Source organism: Microbacterium oryzae, assembly GCF_030406385.1.
In the GTDB taxonomy this organism is placed as follows: Bacteria; Actinomycetota; Actinomycetes; order Actinomycetales; family Microbacteriaceae; genus Microbacterium; species Microbacterium oryzae_A.
In genome coordinates, this window is record NZ_JAUEPM010000001.1 from 414,591 (window position 1) to 437,259 (window position 22,669).

27 protein-coding genes are annotated in these 22,669 nt (G+C 70.9%); 14 read left to right on the forward strand and 13 right to left on the reverse strand.

The features are described 5' to 3' along the window. Positions 1 to 76 precede the first annotated feature (76 nt). A complete protein-coding gene (locus QWJ90_RS02145) occupies positions 77 to 622 on the forward strand; it encodes a dihydrofolate reductase family protein (RefSeq protein WP_290105946.1) in 546 nt (181 codons plus the stop codon). A 9-nt stretch (positions 623 to 631) separates the two neighbouring features. After that, on the forward strand, positions 632 to 925 hold the full coding sequence (locus tag QWJ90_RS02150) for a DUF1905 domain-containing protein (protein WP_290105947.1): 294 nt from the start codon (positions 632 to 634) through the stop codon (positions 923 to 925). A gap of 27 nt (positions 926 to 952) precedes the next feature. Here QWJ90_RS02150 and QWJ90_RS02155 read toward each other — a convergent pair whose 3' ends face one another. Beyond that, positions 953 to 1,471: a GNAT family N-acetyltransferase gene (locus tag QWJ90_RS02155; protein WP_290105948.1), complete on the reverse strand. Its 519-nt coding sequence runs from the start codon at positions 1,469 to 1,471 to the stop codon at positions 953 to 955. Between the two features lie 59 nt (positions 1,472 to 1,530). Further along, positions 1,531 to 1,701, reverse strand: coding sequence for a hypothetical protein (locus tag QWJ90_RS02160; RefSeq protein WP_290105949.1), 171 nt, complete (start codon positions 1,699 to 1,701; stop codon positions 1,531 to 1,533). A 262-nt stretch (positions 1,702 to 1,963) separates the two neighbouring features. On the opposite strand from QWJ90_RS02160, the gene QWJ90_RS02165 reads away from it, so the two are divergent. After that, positions 1,964 to 3,064 carry an alkene reductase gene (locus QWJ90_RS02165; RefSeq protein WP_290105950.1) on the forward strand — a complete coding sequence of 367 codons (1,101 nt, stop codon included), beginning with the start codon at positions 1,964 to 1,966 and terminating at the stop codon, positions 3,062 to 3,064. A gap of 25 nt (positions 3,065 to 3,089) precedes the next feature. Here QWJ90_RS02165 and ychF read toward each other — a convergent pair whose 3' ends face one another. After that, positions 3,090 to 4,163, reverse strand: a complete 1,074-nt coding sequence (gene ychF, locus QWJ90_RS02170; RefSeq protein ID WP_290105951.1) for a redox-regulated ATPase YchF — start codon at positions 4,161 to 4,163, stop codon at positions 3,090 to 3,092. Between the two features lie 130 nt (positions 4,164 to 4,293). Here ychF and QWJ90_RS02175 point away from each other — a divergent pair, with 130 nt between their 5' ends. Next, the gene (locus QWJ90_RS02175) at positions 4,294 to 5,340 is read left to right on the forward strand and encodes an FUSC family protein (RefSeq protein WP_290105952.1); all 1,047 of its coding nucleotides are present in this window, start codon (positions 4,294 to 4,296) and stop codon (positions 5,338 to 5,340) included. A 51-nt stretch (positions 5,341 to 5,391) separates the two neighbouring features. Next, positions 5,392 to 5,970 (forward strand): 3'-5' exonuclease, encoded by a 579-nt coding sequence (locus tag QWJ90_RS02180; RefSeq protein WP_290105953.1) that lies wholly within the window; start codon positions 5,392 to 5,394, stop codon positions 5,968 to 5,970. A 9-nt stretch (positions 5,971 to 5,979) separates the two neighbouring features. Here QWJ90_RS02180 and QWJ90_RS02185 read toward each other — a convergent pair whose 3' ends face one another. Next, on the reverse strand, positions 5,980 to 6,198 hold the full coding sequence (locus QWJ90_RS02185; RefSeq protein ID WP_290105954.1) for a UDP-N-acetylmuramyl pentapeptide phosphotransferase: 219 nt from the start codon (positions 6,196 to 6,198) through the stop codon (positions 5,980 to 5,982). Between the two features lie 151 nt (positions 6,199 to 6,349). Then, a complete protein-coding gene (glpX, locus tag QWJ90_RS02190) occupies positions 6,350 to 7,354 on the reverse strand; it encodes a class II fructose-bisphosphatase (protein WP_290105955.1) in 1,005 nt (334 codons plus the stop codon). 179 nt (positions 7,355 to 7,533) lie between these two features. Here glpX and fbaA point away from each other — a divergent pair, with 179 nt between their 5' ends. Beyond that, entirely contained in the window at positions 7,534 to 8,562 is a 1,029-nt protein-coding gene (gene fbaA, locus QWJ90_RS02195) for a class II fructose-bisphosphate aldolase (RefSeq protein WP_290105956.1), read from the forward strand. Between the two features lie 67 nt (positions 8,563 to 8,629). On the opposite strand, the gene QWJ90_RS02200 is transcribed toward fbaA, so the two are convergent. Next, positions 8,630 to 9,151 carry a DUF6264 family protein gene (locus QWJ90_RS02200; protein ID WP_290105957.1) on the reverse strand — a complete coding sequence of 174 codons (522 nt, stop codon included), beginning with the start codon at positions 9,149 to 9,151 and terminating at the stop codon, positions 8,630 to 8,632. After that, positions 9,148 to 10,209, reverse strand: a complete 1,062-nt coding sequence (locus QWJ90_RS02205; RefSeq protein ID WP_290105958.1) for a 4-hydroxy-3-methylbut-2-enyl diphosphate reductase — start codon at positions 10,207 to 10,209, stop codon at positions 9,148 to 9,150. The genes QWJ90_RS02200 and QWJ90_RS02205 overlap by 4 nt, the downstream gene beginning before the upstream one ends. Positions 10,210 to 10,281: 72 nt before the next feature. Here QWJ90_RS02205 and xseA point away from each other — a divergent pair, with 72 nt between their 5' ends. The 6 genes from xseA to QWJ90_RS02235 all read left to right on the forward strand — a co-directional run bounded on the left by xseA (position 10,282) and on the right by QWJ90_RS02235 (position 16,967). Further along, the gene (gene xseA / locus QWJ90_RS02210; RefSeq protein WP_290105959.1) at positions 10,282 to 11,571 is read left to right on the forward strand and encodes an exodeoxyribonuclease VII large subunit; all 1,290 of its coding nucleotides are present in this window, start codon (positions 10,282 to 10,284) and stop codon (positions 11,569 to 11,571) included. 12 nt (positions 11,572 to 11,583) lie between these two features. Beyond that, positions 11,584 to 11,814: an exodeoxyribonuclease VII small subunit gene (locus tag QWJ90_RS02215; RefSeq protein ID WP_290105960.1), complete on the forward strand. Its 231-nt coding sequence runs from the start codon at positions 11,584 to 11,586 to the stop codon at positions 11,812 to 11,814. Next, entirely contained in the window at positions 11,814 to 12,467 is a 654-nt protein-coding gene (locus QWJ90_RS02220; RefSeq protein WP_290105961.1) for a DUF4245 family protein, read from the forward strand. Before QWJ90_RS02215 ends, QWJ90_RS02220 begins: the two co-directional genes overlap by 1 nt. Continuing rightward, positions 12,464 to 13,114, forward strand: coding sequence for a carbonic anhydrase (locus QWJ90_RS02225; protein ID WP_290105962.1), 651 nt, complete (start codon positions 12,464 to 12,466; stop codon positions 13,112 to 13,114). Before QWJ90_RS02220 ends, QWJ90_RS02225 begins: the two co-directional genes overlap by 4 nt. A gap of 17 nt (positions 13,115 to 13,131) precedes the next feature. Then, positions 13,132 to 14,526: a class II fumarate hydratase gene (locus tag QWJ90_RS02230; protein ID WP_290105963.1), complete on the forward strand. Its 1,395-nt coding sequence runs from the start codon at positions 13,132 to 13,134 to the stop codon at positions 14,524 to 14,526. A 179-nt stretch (positions 14,527 to 14,705) separates the two neighbouring features. Beyond that, entirely contained in the window at positions 14,706 to 16,967 is a 2,262-nt protein-coding gene (locus QWJ90_RS02235) for a PhoX family protein (RefSeq protein ID WP_290105964.1), read from the forward strand. 61 nt (positions 16,968 to 17,028) lie between these two features. On the opposite strand, the gene QWJ90_RS14845 is transcribed toward QWJ90_RS02235, so the two are convergent. From QWJ90_RS14845 to QWJ90_RS02255, 5 genes are all read right to left on the reverse strand, one after another. Then, complete coding sequence (locus QWJ90_RS14845) at positions 17,029 to 17,118, reverse strand: CstA-like transporter-associated (seleno)protein (RefSeq protein ID WP_354670410.1); 90 nt, start codon at positions 17,116 to 17,118, stop codon at positions 17,029 to 17,031. 80 nt (positions 17,119 to 17,198) lie between these two features. Then, positions 17,199 to 17,411, reverse strand: coding sequence for a hypothetical protein (locus QWJ90_RS02240; RefSeq protein WP_290105965.1), 213 nt, complete (start codon positions 17,409 to 17,411; stop codon positions 17,199 to 17,201). A 106-nt stretch (positions 17,412 to 17,517) separates the two neighbouring features. After that, entirely contained in the window at positions 17,518 to 18,849 is a 1,332-nt protein-coding gene (locus QWJ90_RS02245) for a PhoH family protein (RefSeq protein WP_290106348.1), read from the reverse strand. Positions 18,850 to 19,060: 211 nt separating this feature from the next. Next, entirely contained in the window at positions 19,061 to 20,188 is a 1,128-nt protein-coding gene (locus QWJ90_RS02250) for an aminotransferase class V-fold PLP-dependent enzyme (protein WP_290105966.1), read from the reverse strand. A 36-nt stretch (positions 20,189 to 20,224) separates the two neighbouring features. Then, positions 20,225 to 21,076: an isoprenyl transferase gene (locus QWJ90_RS02255; protein ID WP_290105967.1), complete on the reverse strand. Its 852-nt coding sequence runs from the start codon at positions 21,074 to 21,076 to the stop codon at positions 20,225 to 20,227. Between QWJ90_RS02255 and trhA the strand changes: the two genes are divergently transcribed. Continuing rightward, positions 21,075 to 21,812 carry a PAQR family membrane homeostasis protein TrhA gene (gene trhA / locus QWJ90_RS02260; RefSeq protein ID WP_290105968.1) on the forward strand — a complete coding sequence of 246 codons (738 nt, stop codon included), beginning with the start codon at positions 21,075 to 21,077 and terminating at the stop codon, positions 21,810 to 21,812. The two genes, QWJ90_RS02255 and trhA, sit on opposite strands and share 2 nt — an antisense overlap. Here the strand turns inward: trhA and QWJ90_RS02265 are convergent. Continuing rightward, entirely contained in the window at positions 21,796 to 22,116 is a 321-nt protein-coding gene (locus tag QWJ90_RS02265) for a hypothetical protein (protein ID WP_290105969.1), read from the reverse strand. The two genes, trhA and QWJ90_RS02265, sit on opposite strands and share 17 nt — an antisense overlap. A gap of 99 nt (positions 22,117 to 22,215) precedes the next feature. Between QWJ90_RS02265 and QWJ90_RS02270 the strand changes: the two genes are divergently transcribed. Beyond that, complete coding sequence (locus QWJ90_RS02270) at positions 22,216 to 22,608, forward strand: DUF4307 domain-containing protein (protein ID WP_290105970.1); 393 nt, start codon at positions 22,216 to 22,218, stop codon at positions 22,606 to 22,608. Positions 22,609 to 22,669 lie beyond the last annotated feature (61 nt).

Consider the following 22,669-nt stretch of genomic DNA (forward strand, 5'->3'; position numbering starts at 1 on the left):
ACCCCACGACCATCTCGGATGCGCGTACCCTTCCGCCCAGACGCGGCGCACGACCGCCCTGCCGGAAGGGACGACGATGGCCACCGTGATCATTCACGCCACCGTGACGCTGGATGGGTACCTCGCCGATCCTGACGGCGGTGTGGACTGGATGTTCGATTTCCCATCCGCTCCCGAAGACGAGGATGTCGTCGCCCGCGTCTGCGAGCGCATCGGCGCGATCGTGGGCGGTGCGAACAAGACGCGGACGATCGAGGATGGCGAGGTGCCGTACGGCGGCATGCTCACGGTGCCGGTGTTCCTCATGACGCATCAGCCCGCTGACCCGATCGAGAGGGACGGCACCAGCTACACGTTCGTCGTGGACGACGTCTCCGCGGCCGTGGCGAGCGCGAAGGAGGCCGCCGGCGACGGATGGGTGAGCCTCCTCGGCGGCAGCATCTCCCGGCAGTGCCTGCAGCTCGGTCTCGTCGATGAAATTCACCTGGACGTGGTCCCGGTGCTGCTCGGCGACGGGATCTCCCTGTTTGCCGGCCTCGGCGTGCGGGTCGACCTCGAGCGCCTCGACACGTCCGCGTTCGCCAGCGAGGCGCACCTGCGCTTCCGTGTCCTCGGCCGGTGAAGGTCCACCATGGCCTGGAGGTTCGAAGCCGAGCTGATCGAATGGCGCGGTCCAGCGCCGTTCGTCTTCGCTCCCCTGCCGGTCGACGTCTCGGAGGACATCAAGGAGGCCGCGCGAGGGCTCGTGTACTGGGGTCAGGTGCCGGTGACCGCCACGATCGGCGACACGGAGTTCGACACCGCGATGTGGCCACGCGAGGGCCGATTTCTGCTGCCGGTGAGGGTCGCCGTGCAGAGCGCCGAGCGGATCGACGTCGGCGACATCGTCACCGGTGTGGTGCGGCTGCGCGGCGAGATCCTCTGAGCGTGCCCTCGCGACGGGAAGGCGACCTCAGCGCAAAGCCACCCAGTAGCGGCGCAGGAGCCTGTCCCCGTCGCTACGTCGGTCCTCCATGATGCCGCCGTTCTTCTCGATGACGCGCGCGGACGCCGCGTTGTCGTCTCGGCACACCAGGAGAACCCGGGCGTACCCCCGCTCCCGCGCCATGTCGAGCGTGCACCCGAGGGCCCACGAGGCGAGCCCCCTTCCCCGCGCGGACGGCCGCACGCCGTACCCGATATGCCCGCCGAAATCGCGCAGCCAGTCGGTGAGCTCGTGCCGGAAGGACACGGCGCCGAGGTACTCGTCTCCCTCGACGATCCATCGGTACGTGTCGGGCACGAGCCCTGGCCGGCGCGGTGTGTGCTCGGACGCAACCAGTTCCGCGACCCACCGCTCGAACCCTGCACGGGTGACGAGGTCATCGTCCTCGTGGAGTCCGGCGCCGTCCTGCACCGCACCCGCCCATTCGCGATGCGACCGGAGAAAGGACTCGTGGAATCGGACGTCGGGCACGATGAGTTCAGCCATCTCCCGAGCATGCCAGAAGGTCGACACGAGCAATCGCGAGCTGATCGCCTCGGACAGCCTCAGCTCGTGTGCTGCCCGTGGTCGTCGATATCGGGGGTGGCACGGAGTGCGTCGGCGATCTCCTCCTCGGGACGCGGCGCAACCGTCTCGTCGTCCTCGAGTTCGGGGATCTCCGGCTCATCCGGAGCGGGAACGTGTCGGTGCGAAGAGCTCTCGTCGTGATCGGTCACGGTGCTTCCTTCCGTCGGCGACATTCACAGCGTACGCCGCCCACCGCCGGCCGCCGGCGCATTGCGGAGACGACGCCCGTCGTGGCGGGCCGGCTGGCCGAGGCCGCGCAGATTGCCGTCGTCCTCGCCGACAGCAAGGGCGCGTCGCGCAGGTCGCCCTCAGCCGCGAGGGGGCGTCGCTCGAGGAATAGCGAACGATCCCTGTCGGTTCCGGCGAGACGGGGGAACGGTCCCCCTGGACGACTCGACGAACGGAAATCTCTTGCCGAACCTCTTCTCCCCGCTCATCGCCGGCGACCTCTCGCTGGCGAACCGCATCGTGATGGCGCCCCTGACTCGCACTCGAGCCAGGGCCGACGGCGTTCCCACGGATGTGATGGTGGAGCATTATGCGCAGCGTGCGAGCGTCGGCCTCATCGTCAGCGAGGGCACGTTCCCGAGTGCCGCCGGCAAGGGCTTCGAAGGCCAGCCGGGCCTTGTCACCGCCGATCAGGTGGCGGGGTGGCGGGCCGTCACCGACGCTGTGCACGACGAGGGCGGGCTGATCGTCGCCCAGGTCATGCATGCGGGGCGCGTCACCCACTCCGACATCTCCGGGCTTCCCGTGGAGGCACCGAGCGCGCTGGCCGTCGACGGCGAGACCCGCGCAGGCGGAAGGAAGGTGCGCTACCCCGTGCCGCGCGCGCTCGGCATCGACGAGCTGCCCCGTATCGTCGATGACTTCGTGCGGGGCGCGCAGAACGCCATCGACGCGGGGTTCGACGGCGTCGAGCTGCACGCCGCCAACGGCTATCTGCTGCACGAGTTCCTTGGCGCCACGTCGAACACGCGCACGGATGCCTATGGTGGATCGCCGGAGAACCGCATCCGGTTCGTCGTGGAGGTCGTCGAGGCCGTCGTCGCCCAGATCGGTGCGGGCCGAGTCGGGATCCGCATCTCCCCGGAACGGAACATCCAGGGCCTCGTCGAAGATGACCCAGAGGACGTCGAGTCGGTGTACGGGGCACTGATGGATGCGCTCGCTCCCCTCGATCTGGCGTTCGTGAGCGTTCTGCACCCTGAGCCCTGGGGCTCGATGGTGCAGGGACTTCGCTCGCGATTCGGCGGCCCGTTCCTGGTGAACACGGGATTCGCTGAGGCCACCACACGGGACGACGCCGTCGGCATGATGGCCGATGCCGTGGGCGACGCGGTCGTCGTGGGGCGCGCGATCATCGCGAACCCGGACCTCGTCAGGCGCTGGAAGGACGAGCTCGAACAGAACGAGCTCGACCTCTCGACGATCTACGCCGATGGGGCGGTCGGGTACACCGACTATCCCACGTATGGCGCGGCGCGGGAGTTGGACAACCTGCGGAGCTGATGCCGGCGGAGTTCCGCTTCACAGGTCACACGTTGAAGCGGAACTCCACCACGTCGCCGTCCTGCATGACGTAGTCCTTGCCCTCGATGCGGACGCGCCCCTTCGCCTTCGCCTCGCTCATCGAGCCGGCTTCGTCGAGGTCGGCGAACGACACGATCTCGGCCTTGATGAAGCCGCGCTCGAAGTCTGTGTGGATGACGCCGGCGGCCTGCGGGGCGGTCCACCCCTTGCGGATGGTCCACGCGCGCGCCTCCTTCGGGCCCGCCGTGAGATAGGTCTGCAGACCCAGGGTCTGGAAGCCCACGCGGGCGAGCTGGTCGAGACCGGACTCCTCCTGGCCGAGCGACTGGAGGAGTTCCAGTGCCTCGGCGGGCTCGAGGTCGATGAGCTCCGACTCCACCTTCGCGTCCAGGAAGACCGCCTTCGCGGGCGCGACGAGCGACGCGAGCTCGGCCATCCGGTCGGCGTCGGTGAGGACGCCCTCGTCGACGTTGAAGACGTAGAGGGTCGGCTTGGCGGTGAGCAGGCCGAGTTCCCGGATGGGCGCGACGTCGAAGCCGGCCTGGAAGAGGGTCTTCCCGGTGTCGAGCACGGCCTTCGCCTCCTGCGCGGCGGCGAAGACGGCGGGGTCGGTCTTCTTGCCCTTGACCTCCTTCTCGAGACGCGGCAGCGCCTTCTCGAGGGTCTGCAGGTCGGCGAGGATCAGCTCGGTGTTGATCGTCTCCATGTCGCTCGCGGGGTCGACCTTGCCGTCGACGTGCACGACGTCGGCGTCGGCGAATCCGCGGACGACCTGGGCGATCGCGTCGGCCTCGCGGATGTTCGCGAGGAACTGGTTGCCGAGCCCTTCGCCCTCGCTCGCGCCGCGGACGATGCCGGCGATGTCGACGAACGACACCGGCGCCGGCAGGATGCGCTGCGAGCCGTGGATCTCGGCGAGTCGGTCCAGCCGCGCGTCGGGCAGCTCCACCACGCCCACGTTCGGCTCGATCGTGGCGAACGGGTAGTTCGCGGCGAGAACCGTGTTCTTGGTCAGGGCGTTGAAGAGGGTGGACTTGCCGACGTTGGGCAGGCCGACGATACCGATAGTGAGAGCCACGGGCATCCATCCTACGCGGCGGCGCCTGCGAGGCGGGCGGCCGGAACCGCCCGCGCCGCGCCTCTCGCCCGCAGCGGATGGCACGGGTAGCGTCATCGAGATGACGCTCCGCTCACGGTGGGATGCGCTGATGAGGCGCGGACAGGAACTGGACGGCCCCGGCCGCGTCCTGCTGGCCGTGAAGGTCGCGCTCGCCTGCGGCCTCGCGCTCCACTTCGCGCCGTACGTGCCGTTCGCCGCGGACGAGTACTCGTACTACGCGCCGCTCGGCGCCCTGGTGAGCATGTACCCCACGCTCATGCGCTCGGTGCGGACGGGTCTGCAGACCCTCGTCGGCGTGGGCCTCGGCATCCTCCTCGGCACGGGCGGCCTCGCGCTCGTGTACGCCGGCGGTCCCGCTCTCCTCGCGCTCGCGCTCGTCGTCGGCCTCGGGGTCCTGGTCGGCGCCTTCCGCTGGCTCGGCGCCGGTCGCGACTGGATCGCGATGGCGGGAATGTTCGTGCTGCTGATCGGCGGCGGCGACCCCGACGAGTTCTCGGTGTCGTACCTCGTGACGCTCGCATTCGGCGTGATCGTGGGGGTCGCCGTCAACCTCCTCATCGTGCCGCCCCTGCACCTGACCTACGCCGGGCGGCGCCTCTCCCAGCTGCGCGACGCGGCGGCTCGCTCGCTGCACGATCTCGCCGATCTCATCGAGCGCGGAGACGGGCCGCAGGAGGAGATCGACGGCATCGTGACCTCGTTGCGCCGGACGGCATCCGCGGTGTCCGACGACGTCCTCGATGCCGATGAGAGCGCACGCGGCAACCCGCGCTCCCGCCGCCACCGCGAGGAGCGGCGCACCAATGACCGTCGTCGACGCGCGCTCGAGCGCACGGTCTTCGCCATCCGCAGTCTGAGCGACGCCCTCTTCCGCGACACTCCTTCCGAAGAGGGCGAGCCCACGGCTCCCGAACCCACGCAGCGGACGCTGGTGTCGGCCATTCGCGCCTGTGCCGATCTCGTCGCCACGCCCCTCCACGATGAGCAGACGGAGGACCTGGCAAACGCGGCGCAGGAGGCATTGGATCAGTATCTCGCCGAGGTGCGCGAGAGTGGAGCGGCCGATGCCGATGCCGTGACGGTGGGCTTCTGCCTGCGCCGCGTCATCGACAGCGCGCGCTCGGTGGACGCCTGACCGAACGCGCCGCGTTTCGCGCTCTCAGGGAGGATCGGAGAGACTGAGGGGGTGCCGCTCGATTTCACCGCCATCGACTTCGAGACGGCGAACTCCCGACCGGAGTCCGCATGCCAGGTGGGGCTGGCGAAGGTGCGAGACGGGGTGGTCGTGGATCGCGCGTCCTGGCTCATCCGGCCGCCGGTCGGGTTCGACGAGTTCTTCCCGTTCAACTCGACGATCCACGGAATCTACGCGGAGGATGTCGCAGACGCACGGGGCTGGGCTGAGCAGTTCGAGGATCTCCGCGACTTCGCCGGCGACGACACCCTCGCCGCTCACAGCGCGACGTTCGACATGGGCGTGCTGCGTCGCGCCTCCGACGCCACCGGCGTCGACTGCCCGCCGTGGCGCTCGATCTGCAGCCTGCAGCTGGCCCGGCGCACCTACCGGCTCGAGTCCTACCGCCTGCCGATCGCCGCGGCGGCGGCCGGCTTCACCGGCTTCGCCCATCACGACGCCGGCGCGGACGCCCTCGCCTGCGCGCACATCCTGATGGACGCAGCCGCGCGGTTCGGCGCGTCAGACGTGGACGCGCTCGCGGAGTCGGCGGGCGTCTCGATCACGCCCATTCTGCAGCCGGTCGCCTGAGTCCGCGGATCAACCGGGCAGCAGGCTCAGCAGCGCGACGACGGCGGCCGAGGTGAACACGAACGCGCCGATGTGCCACCAGGGGCTGAGCTCGTGGTCCGGTGCGCGACGCACGCGGAAGAGGACGTCGGGTCGCCGAGCGGGGTCCTTCGCCGCCGCGACGACGGCCTGCGCGCCCGTGCGAGGCGCCGGCTCCTGAACGACCTGCTGTGCGTGCTGCGCTGACATGATCCGGGTCCACCCTCCCCTGGCGCGCGAGGGCCGCGTGCCCCCTCCATTGTCGCCGACGTTCCTCCGAAGGCGGTCACAGACGGGTCACGAAAGGGCGCGCCACCGGGAACTGTCCGGCGGCGCGCTCCGGCCATCCGTCAGCGCGCGGTCAGAACCACTTCGACTCGAGGTGATCCGACGAGATGCGGCGCAGCGTGCCAGAGTGGCCGCGCAGCACGACGCTCTCGGTGTAGACGTAGCCGCCCTGTCGGCGGACGCCCTCCACGAGGGCCCCGTCGGTGACGCCGGTCGCGACGAAGATCGTGTTGCTGCCGGCGACGAGGTCGTCGGCCTCGTAGACGTGGTCCATCTTGAGCCCGGCGTCGATGCCCTTCTGAGCCTCGTCGTCGTCGCGCGGCCAGAGCCGGCCCTGGATGTGCCCGCCGAGCGCCTTGATCGCACACGCGGTGACGATGCCCTCGGGGCTGCCGCCCACGCCGACGCACATGTCGGTGCGCGCGTCGTGGCGCGCGGCGTTGATGCCGCCGGCGACGTCGCCGTCGCTCATGAGGCGCGTACCCGCCCCGGTCTCGCGGATGTCGGCGATGAGCTGCTCGTGACGCGGACGGTTCAGCACGGAGACGACCATTTCCTCAACCGGCTTGCCGAGCGCCTTCGCCAGGCGGCGGATGTTCTCACCGATGGGGAGGCGGATGTCGACGACGCCTACCCCCGCGGGTCCGGTGACGAGCTTGTCCATGTAGAAGACGGTCGACGCGTCCAGCATCGTGCCGCGGTCGGACAGGGCGATCACGGAGAGGGCGTTGTTGCGACCCGCCGCGGTCAGCGACGTCCCGTCGATCGGGTCCACCGCGATGTCGTACGCGCGGCCTCGGCCCGTGCCGACGTGCTCGCCGTTGAAGAGCATGGGGGCGTTGTCCTTCTCGCCCTCGCCGATGACGATGACGCCGTCGAAGTCGACGGTGGACAGGAACGCTCGCATCGCGTCGACGGCGGCGCCGTCTGCCGCCTCTTTCGCGCCGCGCCCGATGAACGGCACCGAGCGGATGGCCGCCGCCTCGGTCGCGCGCACGAGCTCGAGCGCGATGTTGCGGTCGGGGTGCAGCGGGATCAGGTCTTCGGCGCTCGTGATCTCGTGGGAGTCGGCAGTCATGCCTCAGACAGTAGCCGTCCGGGACGGCGCACATCCCGCTTCTTCTGCCGCGTTCCGCCGAAGGAATCGCGATTCTTGCGTTGACGTGAGGAACCGCCCGGAATCACGTCGTCACGTCGGAAAGAGCCGCCTTCGCTAGGCTGAGACTGCACTCACGTCGCCTCTCGAAGGAGCATGCAATGCCCGTCGCCACACCGGACCAGTACGCCGAGATGTTCGACCGCGCGAAGGCGGGTGGGTTCGCCTACCCCGCGTTCAACGTGTCGAGCTCCCAGACGATCAACGCCGTGCTCCAGGGCCTGACCGAGGCGGGTTCCGACGGCATCCTCCAGGTCACCACCGGCGGCGCCGACTACTTCGCCGGACACACCGTCAAGGGCCGCGCCACCGGCGCGATCGCCATGGCGCAGTATGTCCGCGAGGTCGCGAAGAACTACCCCATCACGGTCGGCGTGCACACCGACCACTGCCCGAAGGACGCCCTCCCCGGCTTCGTCCTGCCCCTCGTCGAGGCATCCGAGGAGCGGGTGAAGGCCGGCGGCGAGCCGCTGTTCAACTCGCACATGTGGGACGGCTCGGCCGTGCCGCTGGACGAGAACATCGAGATCGCGGCGGACCTCCTCCCCCGGATGAAGAACATCAACGCGATCCTCGAGATCGAGGTCGGCGTCGTCGGCGGCGAGGAGGACGGCGTCGCGCACGAAGGATCGAACGAGGCGCTGTACACCACGGTCGCGGACGTGACGAAGGCCGTCGAAGCGCTCGGCCTCGGCGACAAGGGCCGCTACATCGCGGCGCTCACCTTCGGCAACGTGCACGGCGTGTACAAGCCGGGCGGCGTGAAGCTGCGTCCGGAGCTTCTCGGCGAGATCCAGGAGGGCATCGCCGCCCACTTCGGCACCGGTGCGAAGCCGCTCGACCTCGTCTTCCACGGCGGCAGCGGCTCGACGGACGAGGAGATCGCGCTGGCAGTGGCCAACGGCGTCGTGAAGATGAACATCGACACCGACACGCAGTACGCCTTCACGCGCTCGATCGCCGGCTACATGTTCTCGAACTACGACGGCGTGCTGAAGATCGACGGCGAGGTCGGCAACAAGAAGCAGTACGACCCGCGCGCCTGGGGCAAGGTCGCCGAGTCGGCGATGGCCGCGCGCGTCGCGGAGTCGACGCGCCAGCTCGGCTCGTTCGGCAAGTCGCAGAGCTGACCGCTCCCGATACGCGAACGCCCGGTGCCGCGCGGCACCGGGCGTTCGCGTTCTCGAGTGCTCGCGCTCAGGAGCCGAGAGCGCCCTGCGTGCGCAGGAGGGCGTCCATCACCGCGGGATCGCCCACGAGCGGGCCGGCGACGACGAGGCTCGCGATGAGGTTGAAGACCACGGCTCCCACGATGGGGATCCAGAAGGTCATGCGGCCGCGCCGCGCCCGGCGCCACGCGAAGAGCGCCGTCGCGATCCACCCCAGGGTCAGCACGACGACCGCGAGGACGCCCCACACGCGCATGCCGGCGGGGTCGGCGAGTTCCACGTCGATGCCCATGGTCTGCAGCAGCAGGGTCGCGTCGAGCACGACGGGGATGGACTGCACGACGCTGACGATGCCGTAGACGAGCAGGGCGACGGTCGCGGCCCGGTCGATGAGGCGCCCCGGCGACAGCGCGGGCTTCGCCGGGATCTCCGGAGCGGGCGGCGACACCGGCCTGGCGGCCGGAGCCGGCTCGCCCATCCGCGCGCGCTGCTCCTCGCTCGTCGCGTACTGGCCGTAGCGGGGCTGCGGCGGGCGCGCCTCGTCGCTCATGGGCGGCCTCGGCCTCCCACGGCACGCGCGTCGCGGCGCCCGGTCGCATCCTGTCGCAGCTCCTTGGGAAGCGAGAAGAGCAGGTCCTCCTCGGCGGTGCGGACCTCCTCGACATCGCGGTAGCCCGCGGACGAGAGCGCCTCGAGCACCTCGGTCACGAGCACCTCGGGAACCGAGGCGCCGCTCGTGACGCCGACGACCTCCACGCCGTCGAGCCACTCCTGCTCGATCTCGTGCGCGTAGTCGACGCGGTACGCGGCCTTCGCGCCGTGTTGCAGGGCGACCTCGACGAGGCGCACGCTGTTGGAGGAGTTCGCGGAGCCCACCACGATGACGAGATCGGCGCCCGTGGCGACCTTCTTGATCGCGACCTGGCGGTTCTGGGTCGCGTAGCAGATGTCGTCGGACGGCGGATCGTGCAGCTCGGGGAAACGCGCGCGCAGCCGGTTCACCGTCTCCATCGTCTCGTCGACCGAGAGCGTGGTCTGCGACAGCCACACGAGCTTCGACGGGTCGTCGACCTCGACGGTGTCGGCCTCGGCCGGGGAGTTCACGATGGTGACGTTGTCAGGGGCCTCGCCGGCCGTGCCCTCGACCTCCTCGTGCCCCTCGTGCCCGACGAGGAGGATGTGGAAGTCGTCGCGTGCGAAGCGCACCGCCTCGCGGTGCACCTTCGTGACGAGGGGGCAGGTGGCGTCGATCGCCTGCAGCCCCCGGTCGGAGGCGGCGTTCATGACCGCCGGTGAGACGCCGTGGGCGCTGAAGACCACGTGCGCACCGGTGGGCACCTCGTCGACCTCCTCGACGAAGATCGCACCCTGCGCCTCGAGCTCGCGCACGACGTGGATGTTGTGCACGATCTGCTTGCGCACGTACACGGGGGCGCCGTAACGGGCGAGCGCCTTCTCCACGGTGATCACCGCCCGATCCACGCCCGCGCAGTAGCCGCGGGGCGCCGCCAGCAGCACCCGCTTCTGTCCGGCTACCGGGTTATCCTGAAGGCGTGCGCGCCTGCCCGGCACGCGCGGCACGGGCAGGTGGATGGCGGTCGAGCTCATGCTCCGATTCTACGTGCGCCCGCTGGGCACGGGCCGGGTGCCGAGGCAGCGCGAGCGCGCCGCGAGGAGACCATGACGACCTTCCAGTCCCAGCCCGCCGAGGGCGAGCAGCCGCCCGCCGACTCCGTCGCGCCGCGGGACTCCTCCTCGCAGGCGCCGACGTCGATCGAGCGGCTCAACCAGACCATCAAGGGCTTCATCGACCGCTGGGGCTCGATCTGGGTCGAGGGCGAGATCACCTCCTGGAACGTGCGCGGCGGCGCCGTGTTCGGGCGCCTGAAGGACCTGCGCTCGGACGCGCAGATCTCGATCCGTCTGTGGTCGAGCGTGCGCGCTCGCACCCCCGCCGACCTCCGCGTCGGAGATCACGTCGTCGCGTGCGTCAAGGCGGACTACTACCCCAAGGGCGGCGACTTCTCGTTCCAGGTGTCGGCCATGCGCCACGTCGGCCTCGGCGAGCAGCTCGAGCGCCTCGAGCGGCTGCGTCGGCAGCTGCGCAGCGAGGGGCTGTTCGACCCCACGCGACGGAAGCCGCTGCCGTTCCTCCCTCACGGCATCGGCCTCATCACCGGCGAGCGCTCCGACGCCGAGAAGGACGTGCTGCGCAACGCCGAGCTCCGCTGGCCGCACGTCCGCATCCGCACCCTGCACGCCGCGGTGCAGGGCGAGCGCAGCGTGCCCGAGATCCTCCAGGCGCTGCAGACACTCGACGCCGATCCCGACGTCGACGTCATCATCATCGCGCGCGGCGGCGGCGATCCGCAGACGCTCCTCGGCTTCAGCGACGAGCGCCTCGTGCGCGCGGTCGCGGCCGCCCGCACCCCGATCGTGAGCGCCATCGGGCACGAGAACGACCATCCCCTCCTCGACGACGTCGCCGACCTCCGCGCGTCGACGCCGACCGACGCGGCCAAGCGCGTCGTCCCCGACGTCGGCGAGCAGCGCGCGGTCGTGCAGCAGCTGCGCTCGCGGCTGACGATGCGCCTGCAGCAGCGCCTCCAGCACGACATCGCCCAGCTCCAGCACGTGCGCACGCGACCGGTCCTGCGCGCACCCGAGCGCATGGTGGAATCTCGCCAGCAGGACGTCTTCCTTCTCCTCGCCCGCGGTCGCGACCGCGCCGAGCGCCGCATCCACGACGGCGAGCGGCGCACCGCCGAGCTGCGCGCCTCGCTGCGCGCGCTCTCGCCGCAGTCGACGCTCGCCCGTGGCTACGCGATCGCTCACACCGCTGATGGGGCCATCCTGCGCACGGCCGACGACGCCCCCGCCGGCACCGACCTCGTCGTGACCCTCGAGCACGGCGCCGTGAGCGCCACCTCCCTCGGCCGCCGCGACGGCACGACGCGCGCGTCCTCGTAGGATGGAGACGCTATGACCGAACAGGCCCCTCCCGCGGACGTCGCGTCGCTCTCGTTCGAACAGGCGCGGGACGAGCTCGTCCGCGTCGTCTCCGAACTCGAGCAGGGCGCCCCCACCCTCGAGCAGTCGCTCGCGCTCTGGGAGCGGGGCGAGGCCCTCGCCGCCCGCTGCGAGGAGTGGCTCCTCGGCGCCAAGCGCCGATTGGACGCCGCCCGCGCGGCCTCGGCCGAGAGCGACGCCTGATGGCGCGCGAGCCGCGCATCGTCGCGCATCTGGGCCGCCCGGAGACCCCCGACGAGACGGCCGCGCGCAAGGCCGAGAGCTCCCGTATCCACCGCGGCAGCCAGAACTTCCGCAATCTCATCGCCGCCCTGCTCGCCTCGTTCGCAGTCGTCGCCGTCGTCATCTGGGGAGTTCCGCACGGCGAGGCGCCCGAGCGCCCGCCCATCGACGTCGCGGCGATCGCGGCCGACGTCGAGGAGACGACCGGTCACGACGTGCTCGTGCCGGAGGTGCCGGATGGCTGGCTCGTCAACGAGGCCCAGCTGGATTCGGGTGAGGTGGCCGCCTGGGCCATCGCCTACGTCCCCTCCGAGACCGGATTCCTCCGCCTCGCGCAGGGGTTCTCCGCCGACGAGACGTGGGCCGCGCAGATGCTGGGCGGCGCGGCGCCCCGGGACACGATGACGATCGAGGGCATCTCCTGGGATGTCTACGAGATCGCCGACCCGGATGCCAACGCGAACGTGTCGTACGCGCTCGGCACGCAGGCCGGCGCCGATCACGTCCTCGTCTACGGCTCGTCGGAGCCGGAGGTCGCCGCAGACCTCGCCGCCGATCTCACCGACCAGATCGAGGTGCTCGCACAGAGCACGGAAGAAGGGACGACGGAATGAGCGAACGGCTCACCCCCGCGCAGGCGTGGGAGAAGATGCAGGCGGGCAACTCCCGCTTCGTGGCGGGCACCCCCGCGCACCCGCATCAGGACGTGGAGCGCCGCAACGAGCTCGCGACCGGGCAGACGCCGCTCGCGACCCTGTTCGGATGCTCCGACTCGCGTCTGGCCGCGGAGATCATCTTCGACCTCGGGCTGGGCGACCTCTTCGTCGTCCGCAACGCCGGCCAGGTGCCCGGCGAGTCGATCGTCGGCTCGCTGGAGTACGCCGTCGAGATCCTCCAGGTCCCCCTCCTCGTCGTCCTCGGGCACGACTCCTGCGGCGCTGTCCGCGCGGCGATCGACAGCACCGGCGCCGAGGCGCCCGTGCTGCCCCCGCACATCTGGCGCCAGATCTCCCCCATCGTCCCCGCCGTGCACTCCGCGCTGCGCGAGACGGAGGGAGCCACGGCCGAGACCGTGGACGCCGAGCTCGTCGGGCGCCTGCACGTGCGCGACACCATCGACTGGATCCTGCAGTCGTCCGAGCTGATCTCCCGCGCGGTCAACAGCGGCCGCCTCGGCATCGTGGGAGCGAACTACCGACTGGCTGAGGGCACCGCGGTGCCCCACGTCACCATGGGCATCACGGCCGACGCGGCCGCCTGAACGGAGGGAACGAGGAAGTGACCGAGATCGAATACCGCATCGAGCACGACACCATGGGTGAGGTGCGGGTCCCCAAGACCGCCCTCTACCGCGCGCAGACCCAGCGCGCCGTGGAGAACTTCCCCATCTCCGGCAAGGGGCTGGAGTCGCGCCAGATCGCCGCGCTCGCGCGCATCAAGAAGGCCGCCGCGCTCGCGAACAAGGACCTGGGCACCCTCGACGCCGGCATCGCCGACGCCATTGCGGCCGCCGCCGACGACGTCGTGACGGGAGCGCACGACGACCAGTTCCCGGTCGACACGTATCAGACCGGGTCCGGCACGTCCTCGAACATGAACATGAACGAGGTGCTGTCGACCCTCGCGACGGAGAAGCTCGGGGCGCCCGTCCACCCGAACGACCATGTGAACGCATCGCAGTCCTCGAACGACGTCTTCCCCACGTCGGTGCACGTCGCCGTCACCGAAGCGCTCATCACCGACCTCGTGCCGGCGCTCGACCATCTCGCGCAGGCGTTCGAGGCCAAGGCCGACGCCTGGAAGGCGGTCGTGAAGTCCGGTCGCACGCACCTCATGGACGCCACGCCCGTCACGCTCGGGCAGGAGTTCGGCGGGTACGCCCGCCAGATGCGCCTCGGCATCGAGCGCGTCGAGGCGGCGCTGCCGCGCGTGGCGGAGGTCCCCCTCGGCGGCACGGCGGTCGGCACGGGCATCAACACCCCGCTCGGCTTCCCGCAGAAGGTCATCGCGCTCCTCGCGGCGGAGACGGGCCTGCCCATCACCGAGGCGCTCGACCACTTCGAGGCCCAGGCCAACCGCGACGCGCTCGTCGAGGCGTCGGGCGCGTTGCGCACCATCGCGGTGTCGCTGACGAAGATCAACAACGACCTCCGCTGGATGGGATCGGGCCCCAACACAGGTCTCGGTGAGATCCGCATCCCCGACCTGCAGCCGGGCTCCTCGATCATGCCGGGCAAGGTCAACCCCGTCGTCCCCGAGGCCACTCTCATGGTCTGCGCGCGGGTCATCGGCAACGACGCGACGATCGCGTGGGCAGGGGCCTCGGGCGCGTTCGAGCTGAACGTCGCCATCCCGGTGATGGGCACCGCGCTGCTGGAATCCATCCGTCTGCTCGCGAACGCCTCGCGGGTGCTCGCCGACAAGACCGTCTCCGGCCTCGAGGCGGATGAGGAGCGCGCGGCGGCCTTCGCCGGCATGTCGCCCTCGATCGTCACGCCGCTGAACAAGGTCATCGGCTACGAGGCGGCGGCGAAGATCGCCAAGCACTCGGTCGCGAAGGGGATCACGGTGCGCGAGGCCGTCATCGACCTCGGCTACGTCGAGCGAGGCGAGATCACGGCAGAGCAGCTCGACGAGAAGCTCGATCTGCTCTCCATGACGCACGCCGGCTGAGCGCGGCGGCGAAGGGCCCGGGAGGAGATGTCCTCCCGGGCCCTTCGCCATCCCCGGAGAGCGGAGCGCAGGCGTCAGCCGGCGTTCCGCCGCGCGTCACCTTCCGGCCATCCGCGCTCGCTGGGGTGGGACCAGGCCCTCACGGGTCACCCACCCGCGATAAGGAGACATCCGCGAACATGGTCATCAACCTCGGTCGGACGCTGCCCATGGCAGAGCGTGTGAAGGGCAAGCGGAGTGCCGTCACCTGCCACCTGAAGTGCGCGAGCGCGTGCGCGCGCGGCGTCTGCAACACCTCCGCCAACGCGTCCTTCCGCGACATCGTCGACGCGCAGCTCTCGCGCCGGGCGCTGCTCGGGCTCGGCGCGATGGGCGCCGCGGCGATCGTGCTCGCCCCGTCGCTCGGCAGCGCGCGTCCGAGCACCGCGGCGGCCGCCCCCGCCGGCGAGACCGGAGCGTTCGGCTTCACCGCCATCGACCCGGTTCCGCACACCGTCGACAGCTTCGTCGTGCCCGAGGGCTTCGACTGGACGCCCATCATCCGCTGGGGCGACCCGCTCTTCGCCGACAGCCCCGCATTCGACGCCGCGAACCAGTCGCCCGAGGCGCAGGCGCGGCAGTTCGGGTACAACGTCGACTACACCGACGTCATCCGCACCTCCGCCACCACGGCCATCCTGTTCGTGAACCACGAGTACACGAACGAGACGATCATGTTCCCGGCCGCGCAGCTCGAGGGCGACTCCCAGCGCGTGCGCGCGGTGGGCATGAAGGCGCACGGGCTCAGCGTCGTCGAGCTCACCCGCGCGAGCGAGACCGCGCCGTGGACCCCCGTGGTCGGCGGGGCGCTGAACCGGCGCTTCCTCGACGACACCGCCTACACGCTCACCGGCCCCGCCGCGGGGTCGGACCTGCTGCAGACGACCGCCGACCCCGCCGGCACGACCGTTCTCGGAACCTTCGGCAACTGCTCCGGCGGGACGACGCCGTGGGGCACGATCCTCAGCGGGGAGGAGAACTTCAACGGCTACTTCCGCTCGCCCGGCACGTCCGAGACCGACCTCCGCTACGGCCTGGCCGACGAGGAGACCGCGCGCGGGTGGGAGCACCTCGACCCTCGCTTCGACACGCGCACGCCCGGGTACGAGAACGAGGCGAACCGCTTCGGATGGGTCGTGGAGATCGACCCGACGGATCCCGCGTCGACGCCGCGCAAGCACACCTCGCTCGGGCGCCTGAAGCACGAGGGCGCGAACGTGATCCTCGCGGGGAACGGCAAGGTCGTCGCGTACACGGGCGACGACGAGCGCTTCGACTACCTGTACAAATTCGTCTCACGCGACGCCTGCGTCGAGGGCGATCGCGCGCACAACATGACCCTGCTGGAGAACGGCGATCTCTTCGTCGCCCGCTTCTCAGGAGACTCCCCCGTCGGCGAGATCGACGGCTCGGGAGCGGTGCCTGCGGACGGCGGGTTCGGCGGCACCGGCGAATGGCTGCCGCTCGTCGTCGACGGCCGCTCGGCGGTCGAGGGGATGGCCGTGGCCGAGGTGCTCGTCTACACGCGTCTGGCCGCCGACCGCGTGGGCGCCACGAAGATGGACCGCCCGGAGGACGTCCAGCCGCACCCGACCACCGGCCGGGTGTACGTGGCCTGCACGAACAACACCGACCGCGGCACGGCAGGGAAGGCCGGCCCGGACGAGGCCAACCCGCGCAGCGAGAACCGCGACGGGCACATCGTGGAGATCACCGAGGACGGCGGCGACCAGACGGCGCGCACGTTCACCTGGACACTCCTCCTCGTCGCCGGCGACCCCGCGCAGGGCGCCGCCACGTACTTCTCCGGCTTCCCCGCCGCGGAGGTCTCCCCCATCTCCTGCCCCGACAACCTCGCCTTCGACAGCGCGGGTCACCTCTGGATCTCCACCGACGGCGCCCCGAGCACGATCGGCTACAACGACGGCCTGTTCCGAGTCGCGCTCGACGGGCCCGAGCGTGGCCGGGTGGAGCAGTTCCTCTCGGTGCCGCGCGAGGCGGAGACCTGCGGTCCGGTCATCCACGACGACGAGTGGCACGTGTTCGTGTCGGTGCAGCACCCGGGCGAGGACGGCTCGTTCGCCGCGCAGAGCTCGACGTTCCCCGACGCGATGAAGCCCGCGCCGCTCGCGGGCGCCGGCGGCGGCACCTTCGCCGGGCCGCGCCCGAGCGTCGTGCAGGTGCTCCCGGTCGCATCGCCCGCGCCGACCGCGGCGCCCACGCCCGCGCCGTCCGCCGCGCCCGACCCGACGCAGGCACCCGAGGATGGCGTCGAGCTCGTTCCGACGGGAGGCGGCGTCATCGGCGGCGTTCTCGCGGGGGCGGGCGCCCTCGCCGCGGCGGGGCTGGCGCTCATCTCCCGCCGTCGCCGCGGGAACGGCGACGCATCCGACGCGTCCTGATCCGGTGCGGAAGGGGCCGGCCGGCAAGGAGATCCTCGCCGACCGGCCCCTTCCATGCGCCTCAGCAGCAGCGCGAGCCGGGTTCCGCGTCCTGAGCGCGATAGACCTCGCGCCAGAACGCGCGCTCGTCGAGCGGCACGACCGCGAGCATCGTTCACGCGATCCCGCCGACGAGCGCGATCACACGACGCGGCGGCGGGGCCAGAAGGCCCCGCCGCCGCGGGCGAATCGTTATCGGCGCTTGGCGTGCTTCTTCGCCACCTGCTTGGCGACGCGCTGGCGCACCTTCTGCACGCGCGGGTCCTTCCACACCTGACGGGCGATGGTGATGGCCGTGACGGCGCGGCCGATGGGGTGCTTCGACAGCAGGAAGCCGGCGACGCCCGCCGCGGCCAGGCCGCCCTTCTTGCTCTTGCTGTCGCTCTTGCTCTTGCTCGCGCTCATGCGATCCGCCTCTCGTGTTCGTCATCTCATCCCACCTCAGGGCGGCGGACGGAGCACGGGGATTGCCAGCCGCCGGGTCGATGTGGCAGGGGCCAGGCGGCGGCGGTCAGGACAGCTCGCCGCCCTCCAGCAGGTCGGTGACGAGCGCGGCGATCGCCGAGCGCTCGCTGCGCGTGAGCGTGACGTGTCCGAAGAGCTCATGCCCCTTCAGCGACTCGATGACGCTCGCGACGCCGTCATGCCGGCCGACGCGCAGGTTGTCGCGCTGCCCGACGTCGTGCGTGAGCACCACGCGGGAGTTCAGCCCCATGCGGCTCAGCACCGTGAGGAGGACGTTGCGCTCGAGCGACTGCGCCTCGTCCACGATCACGAAGGCGTCGTGCAGCGACCGGCCCCGGATGTGCGTGAGCGGCAGCACCTCGAGCAGCCCGCGCTCCATCACCTCGTCGAGCACGTTCTGCGACACGACGGAGCCGAGGGTGTCGAAGACCGCCTGCCCCCACGGGCTCATCTTCTCGGTCTGGTCGCCCGGCAGGTAGCCGAGCTCCTGCCCGCCGACGGCGAACAGGGGCCGGAAGACGATGATCCGCTTCTGCTGCTGGCGCTCGAGCACGGCTTCCAGGCCCGCGCACAGCGCGAGCGCCGACTTGCCGGTGCCCGCCCGGCCGCCGAGCGACACGATGCCCACGGTCGGGTCCAGCAGCAGGTCGATCGCGATCCGCTGCTCGGCCGAGCGCCCGTGCAGACCGAACACCTCGCGGTCGCCGCGCACGAGACGGAACTCCCCCTCCCCGGTCATTCGCGCGAGCGCGGACCCGCGCTCGGACTGCACCACGAGCCCGGTGTTCACCGGCAGCCCGCGCGCGTCCTCATGCACCGCGACCTCGCTCTCGTAGAGATCGGCCATGTCGTCGCCGGAGATCTGCAGTGGGACGATCCCCGGCCATCCGGAGTCGATCGCCTGCTCGGCGAGGTACTCCTCCGCCGCGAGGCCCAGCGACGCCGCCTTCACGCGCATCGGGAGGTCCTTGGAGACGATGGTGACGCTCTGCCCGCCCTGAGCGAGGTGGGCCGCGACCGCGAGGATGCGGCTGTCGTTGTCACCCAGTCGCATGCCGCTGGGCAGGATCGCCGGGTCGGTGCTGTTGAGCTCGACGCGGAGCGTGCCGCCGTCTCCCACCGGGACCGGGAAGTCCAGCCGCCCGTGCTCGACGCGGAGCTCGTCGAGGTGCCGGAGGGCGGCGCGCGCGAAGAACCCGATCTCCGGGTCGTTCCGCTTGCCCTCGAGCTCGGTGATGACCGTCACCGGGATGACGACCCCGTGCTCGGCGAAGCGGAAGTACGCGCGCGGGTCGCTGAGCAGCACGGAGGTGTCGAGCACGTAGGTGCGCAGATCCTGCGCGCTCGACGGCGATGACTCGGCGGCGCTCCTGACGATGTCGGCGTTCACGCCTGCGGTGGTGGCCACGTCACACTCCCGACCCCGGGCTCCCGCCCGGATTCGACGAGTCGACCTGGGGCCACGAGTCGCGGTCTGAACGGCCGACTCGACCGGGCGCCTTGCCCGATGATCAGAAGCTACGACCCGCATCCGACAACGTGCCACCCCGACACGCGGACGATTTGTGAAGCGCGGGTGAACTCCGCGCTCAGCCCACCCGGGTCTGCACGAAGACCGCGCAGGCGTCGTCGAGCATCCGCAGCGTCTCGTCATCGGTGCCCACGTGCGGCGACACCCGCACGAGGCCCGACCGTGTCGTGACCGTCACGCCGCCATTCGCGAGCGCGGCGCCCAGGGCGCCGACCTGCGCGGCGCCGGGGTCCAGCGCCACGATCCCCGCCCGCCGCTCCGGCTCGCGCGGCGTGACCACCTCGATCCCGTGTGCATCGGCGATCTCGATCACGCGACCGACCCGCTCGGCGACGGCGGCCTCGATGTGCGTCACGCCGACCGCTGCGACCTCGGCCACCGCGGAGGCGAGGCGCGCGGCCGCGAGGTAGTCGGGCCGTGAGACCGTGAAGGCCCGCGCGTCCGGAGCCGGCGCAGGCAGGGCGTCGAACGGCAGGTCGTCGCCCTCGGCGCCCGTCGTGCCCGAGAGCACCGGGTCCAGCGCCACCCGAGCGCGGCGCCCGTACCACGCGAACCCCGTGCCGCGCCCGGCGCGCAGCCACTTGTAGCCGTGCCCGGCCACCACGTCGGCGGCCGACCAGTCGGCCTCGACGACGCCGAACGCCTGCGTCGCGTCGACGATGAGCAGGCGGTCATCGCCGATCACCTCGCGGATGGCGGCGAGGTCGGCCCGGTAGCCGGTGCGGAAGTCGACCAGGCTCAGCACGACGGCGCTCGTCGACTCGTCGATGGTGTCGGCGACCGCGTCGGCGGTCACGAAGCGATGCTCGGGGCCGATCCACTGCGGAACCACTCGCCCGAGGGCGGCAGCCGCGCGGGCGATGGGCACCGTGACGGCGGGGAATTCGCGCGGCGACGCGACGACGCCGCCCGTCACCCCGTAGACGGCCTGCGCGATCCCGTGCGTCGTCGACGGCTGCAGCACGACCTCCGCGGCCTCGACCCCCATCAGGTCGGCGATCGTTCCGCAGGCCTCCGCGGCACGCCCTGCGACGAACTGGTGACCGCTGGCCCGCCCCGAGCCCAGCAGCTCGAGATCGGCGCCGGCCTCCTCGCGGACGGTCGGCGACAGCGGTCCGAACGCGGCCCAGTCGAGATAGCCCGGCTCCACCGTGAACGAGGCGGAGAGATCTTCGAGAGTGGTCACCGCCCCATTCTCTCAGAGGCGCTGTCCACCGGGGTCTCAGCGGCCGAAACGACGATCCCGCGACCCGAAGTCGCGAATGGCGCGGAGGAAGTCGACCTCGCGCAGATCCGGCCCGAGCGCCTCCAGGAAGTAGAACTCGCTGTGCGCGCTCTGCCAGAGGAGGAAGTCGCTCAGACGCTGCTCACCGCTGGTGCGGATCACGAGATCCGGGTCCTTCTGCCCGCCCGTGTAGAGGTGCTCGGCGATCTGCTCGGGCGTGAGATGCGCGGCGAGATCGTCGAGGGTGCCGCCGGCGGAGCCGTGCGCGCGGACAATGCTGCGCACGGCGTCGACGATCTCGTGCCGCCCGCCGTAGCCCACGGCGAGGTTCACGTGCAGCCCCCCGTTGCCCTCGGTGCGCTCCTCGGCGTCCCGCAGCGCGGACAGCAGGAAGTCCGGCAGATCGTCGGGCCTGCCCACGTGCTGCACGCGCCAGTCCCGGCGGCGGGAGAGCTGACCGGCGAGGCCCGCGATGATCTCGATGAGATCCTGCAGCTCGCGGCTGTCGCGCTTGCGCAGATTGTCATGGGAGAGCAGGTACAGCGATACCACCCGCACCCCGATGTCGTCGCACCACTCGAGGAACTCGCGCATCTTCGCCGCTCCCGCGCGGTGCCCGTGCGCGGGGGTCTCGTAGCCGAGCTGGCGCGCCCACCGCCTGTTGCCGTCGATCATCATCGCGACGTGATGCGGCACCTTCGCCTGGTCGATCTGACGACGCAGCCTCGAGATGTAGAGACGGTACAGCGGTCCGCGTCCTGCTCCCGGCTCGCTGATCACCCTCCGAGCGTACTCCGCGCCGCCGCGGGTGCCCTGTGCGGCATGCGCGACCCCGTACTGTCGGATCATGGACTCGGCCGATGAGACGCCCGCTCAGACCCCGGATGGCGTGCCGCAGCTTCCCCTGATGGATGCGGCACGCGCCGACGCACAGGAGGATCTGCCACCGACCTGGCGCGGGTGGATCCACGCCGCGACGTTCCCGGTCGCGATCGTCGGCGGCATCGTGCTCATCGGCGCGGCCCAGGGCGCAGCGGCGAAGTGGGCGTGCGCGGTCTTCGCTGCGACGTCGCTGCTGCTGTTCGGCAACTCCGCGGTCTACCACCGCTTCCGCTGGCAGCCGCGGACGAAGCTCCTCCTCAAGCGGATCGACCATGCGAACATCCTGCTGCTCATCGCCGGCACGTACACGCCGCTCGGCGTGCTCGCCCTGCCCGAGCACAAGGGCACCCTGCTCCTGACGCTCGTCTGGACCGGCGCCGTCCTCGGGATCCTGTTCCGCGTGTTCTGGACGGGAGCGCCCCGGTGGCTCTACGTCGCGCTCTACCTCGCCCTCGGCTGGGCCGCGGTGATGTACCTCGTCGATCTGTTCCACGCCGACCCGGCCATGATGGTTCTCGTGATCGTGGGCGGATTGCTGTACTCCGCCGGCGCCGTGATCTACGCGCTCAAGCGCCCGAATCCGTGGCCGGGCCACTTCGGCTTCCACGAGATCTTCCACGTGTGCACGGTGCTGGCGTTCGTGTGCCACTGGTCGGCCGCGCTCATCATCGCGACCCACCCCGCCTTCAACGGCCCGATGTAGGACCCGACCGACCGGGCTCGTCGTCGGTCCGGCCGACGGCATCCGCGTCCGCGGCGGGCCGCTCTGTCGTCTCCCGCTCCGCTGCTTCCCGCACGGCCGCCTCCTCGGCGTCCAGCACCTCGTTCGCCTCCTCGCGGTAGCGCGCACGGCGCACGCGACGCAGCATGTCGAACACCAGCAGGAACACGGCCACGACGAGGACGAGGATCGTGACGAAGCCCCAGGGCCCGGGCGTGACGAGGTCCGGGTCCACCGTCTGCTCGGGACTCGGCGTGACGGCGGCGAGCACTGCGAGAGCGGACATGAATGGACTCCTCTGTGTGCGCGACCCCGGACGGGGCGCCGGGGAAAGGCGGCTAGCCTGGAGTGACCAGCCTAGTTCGCGCTCTCTGAGAGGAACGACGTGACGATCCAGCAGCGTCTCGACGAGCGCTACGGGCGCACTCCCCACCAGGGGCGGCGGAGCGCATGGATCGTGGGCGTCATCATCGCCGCGGTCGTGGTGGCGTGGTTCGCGTGGTCGACCATGAGCCAGGCGGCCGACTCGGTCGATGTGGACGACCTCGGCTTCGAGGTGCACGACGAGCACCATGTGTCCCTCCGCTTCCAGATCACCTCGGCCGATGCGCAGCCGGTGGCGTGCGCTCTCGAGGCACTCGACGAGCAGTTCGGCTCCGTCGGCTGGCGCATCGTCGAGTACCCGCCCGCCGCCGGGGTGACCCAGTCCCACACGGAGACGATCCCGACGGTCGCGCAGGCGACCACGGGAATTGTGAAGTCCTGCTGGGTTCCGTAGGATCGGCGGACAGTCCTACGACGCCCCGGTGACCTGCCGGGGCGTCTTCACATATGCCGGC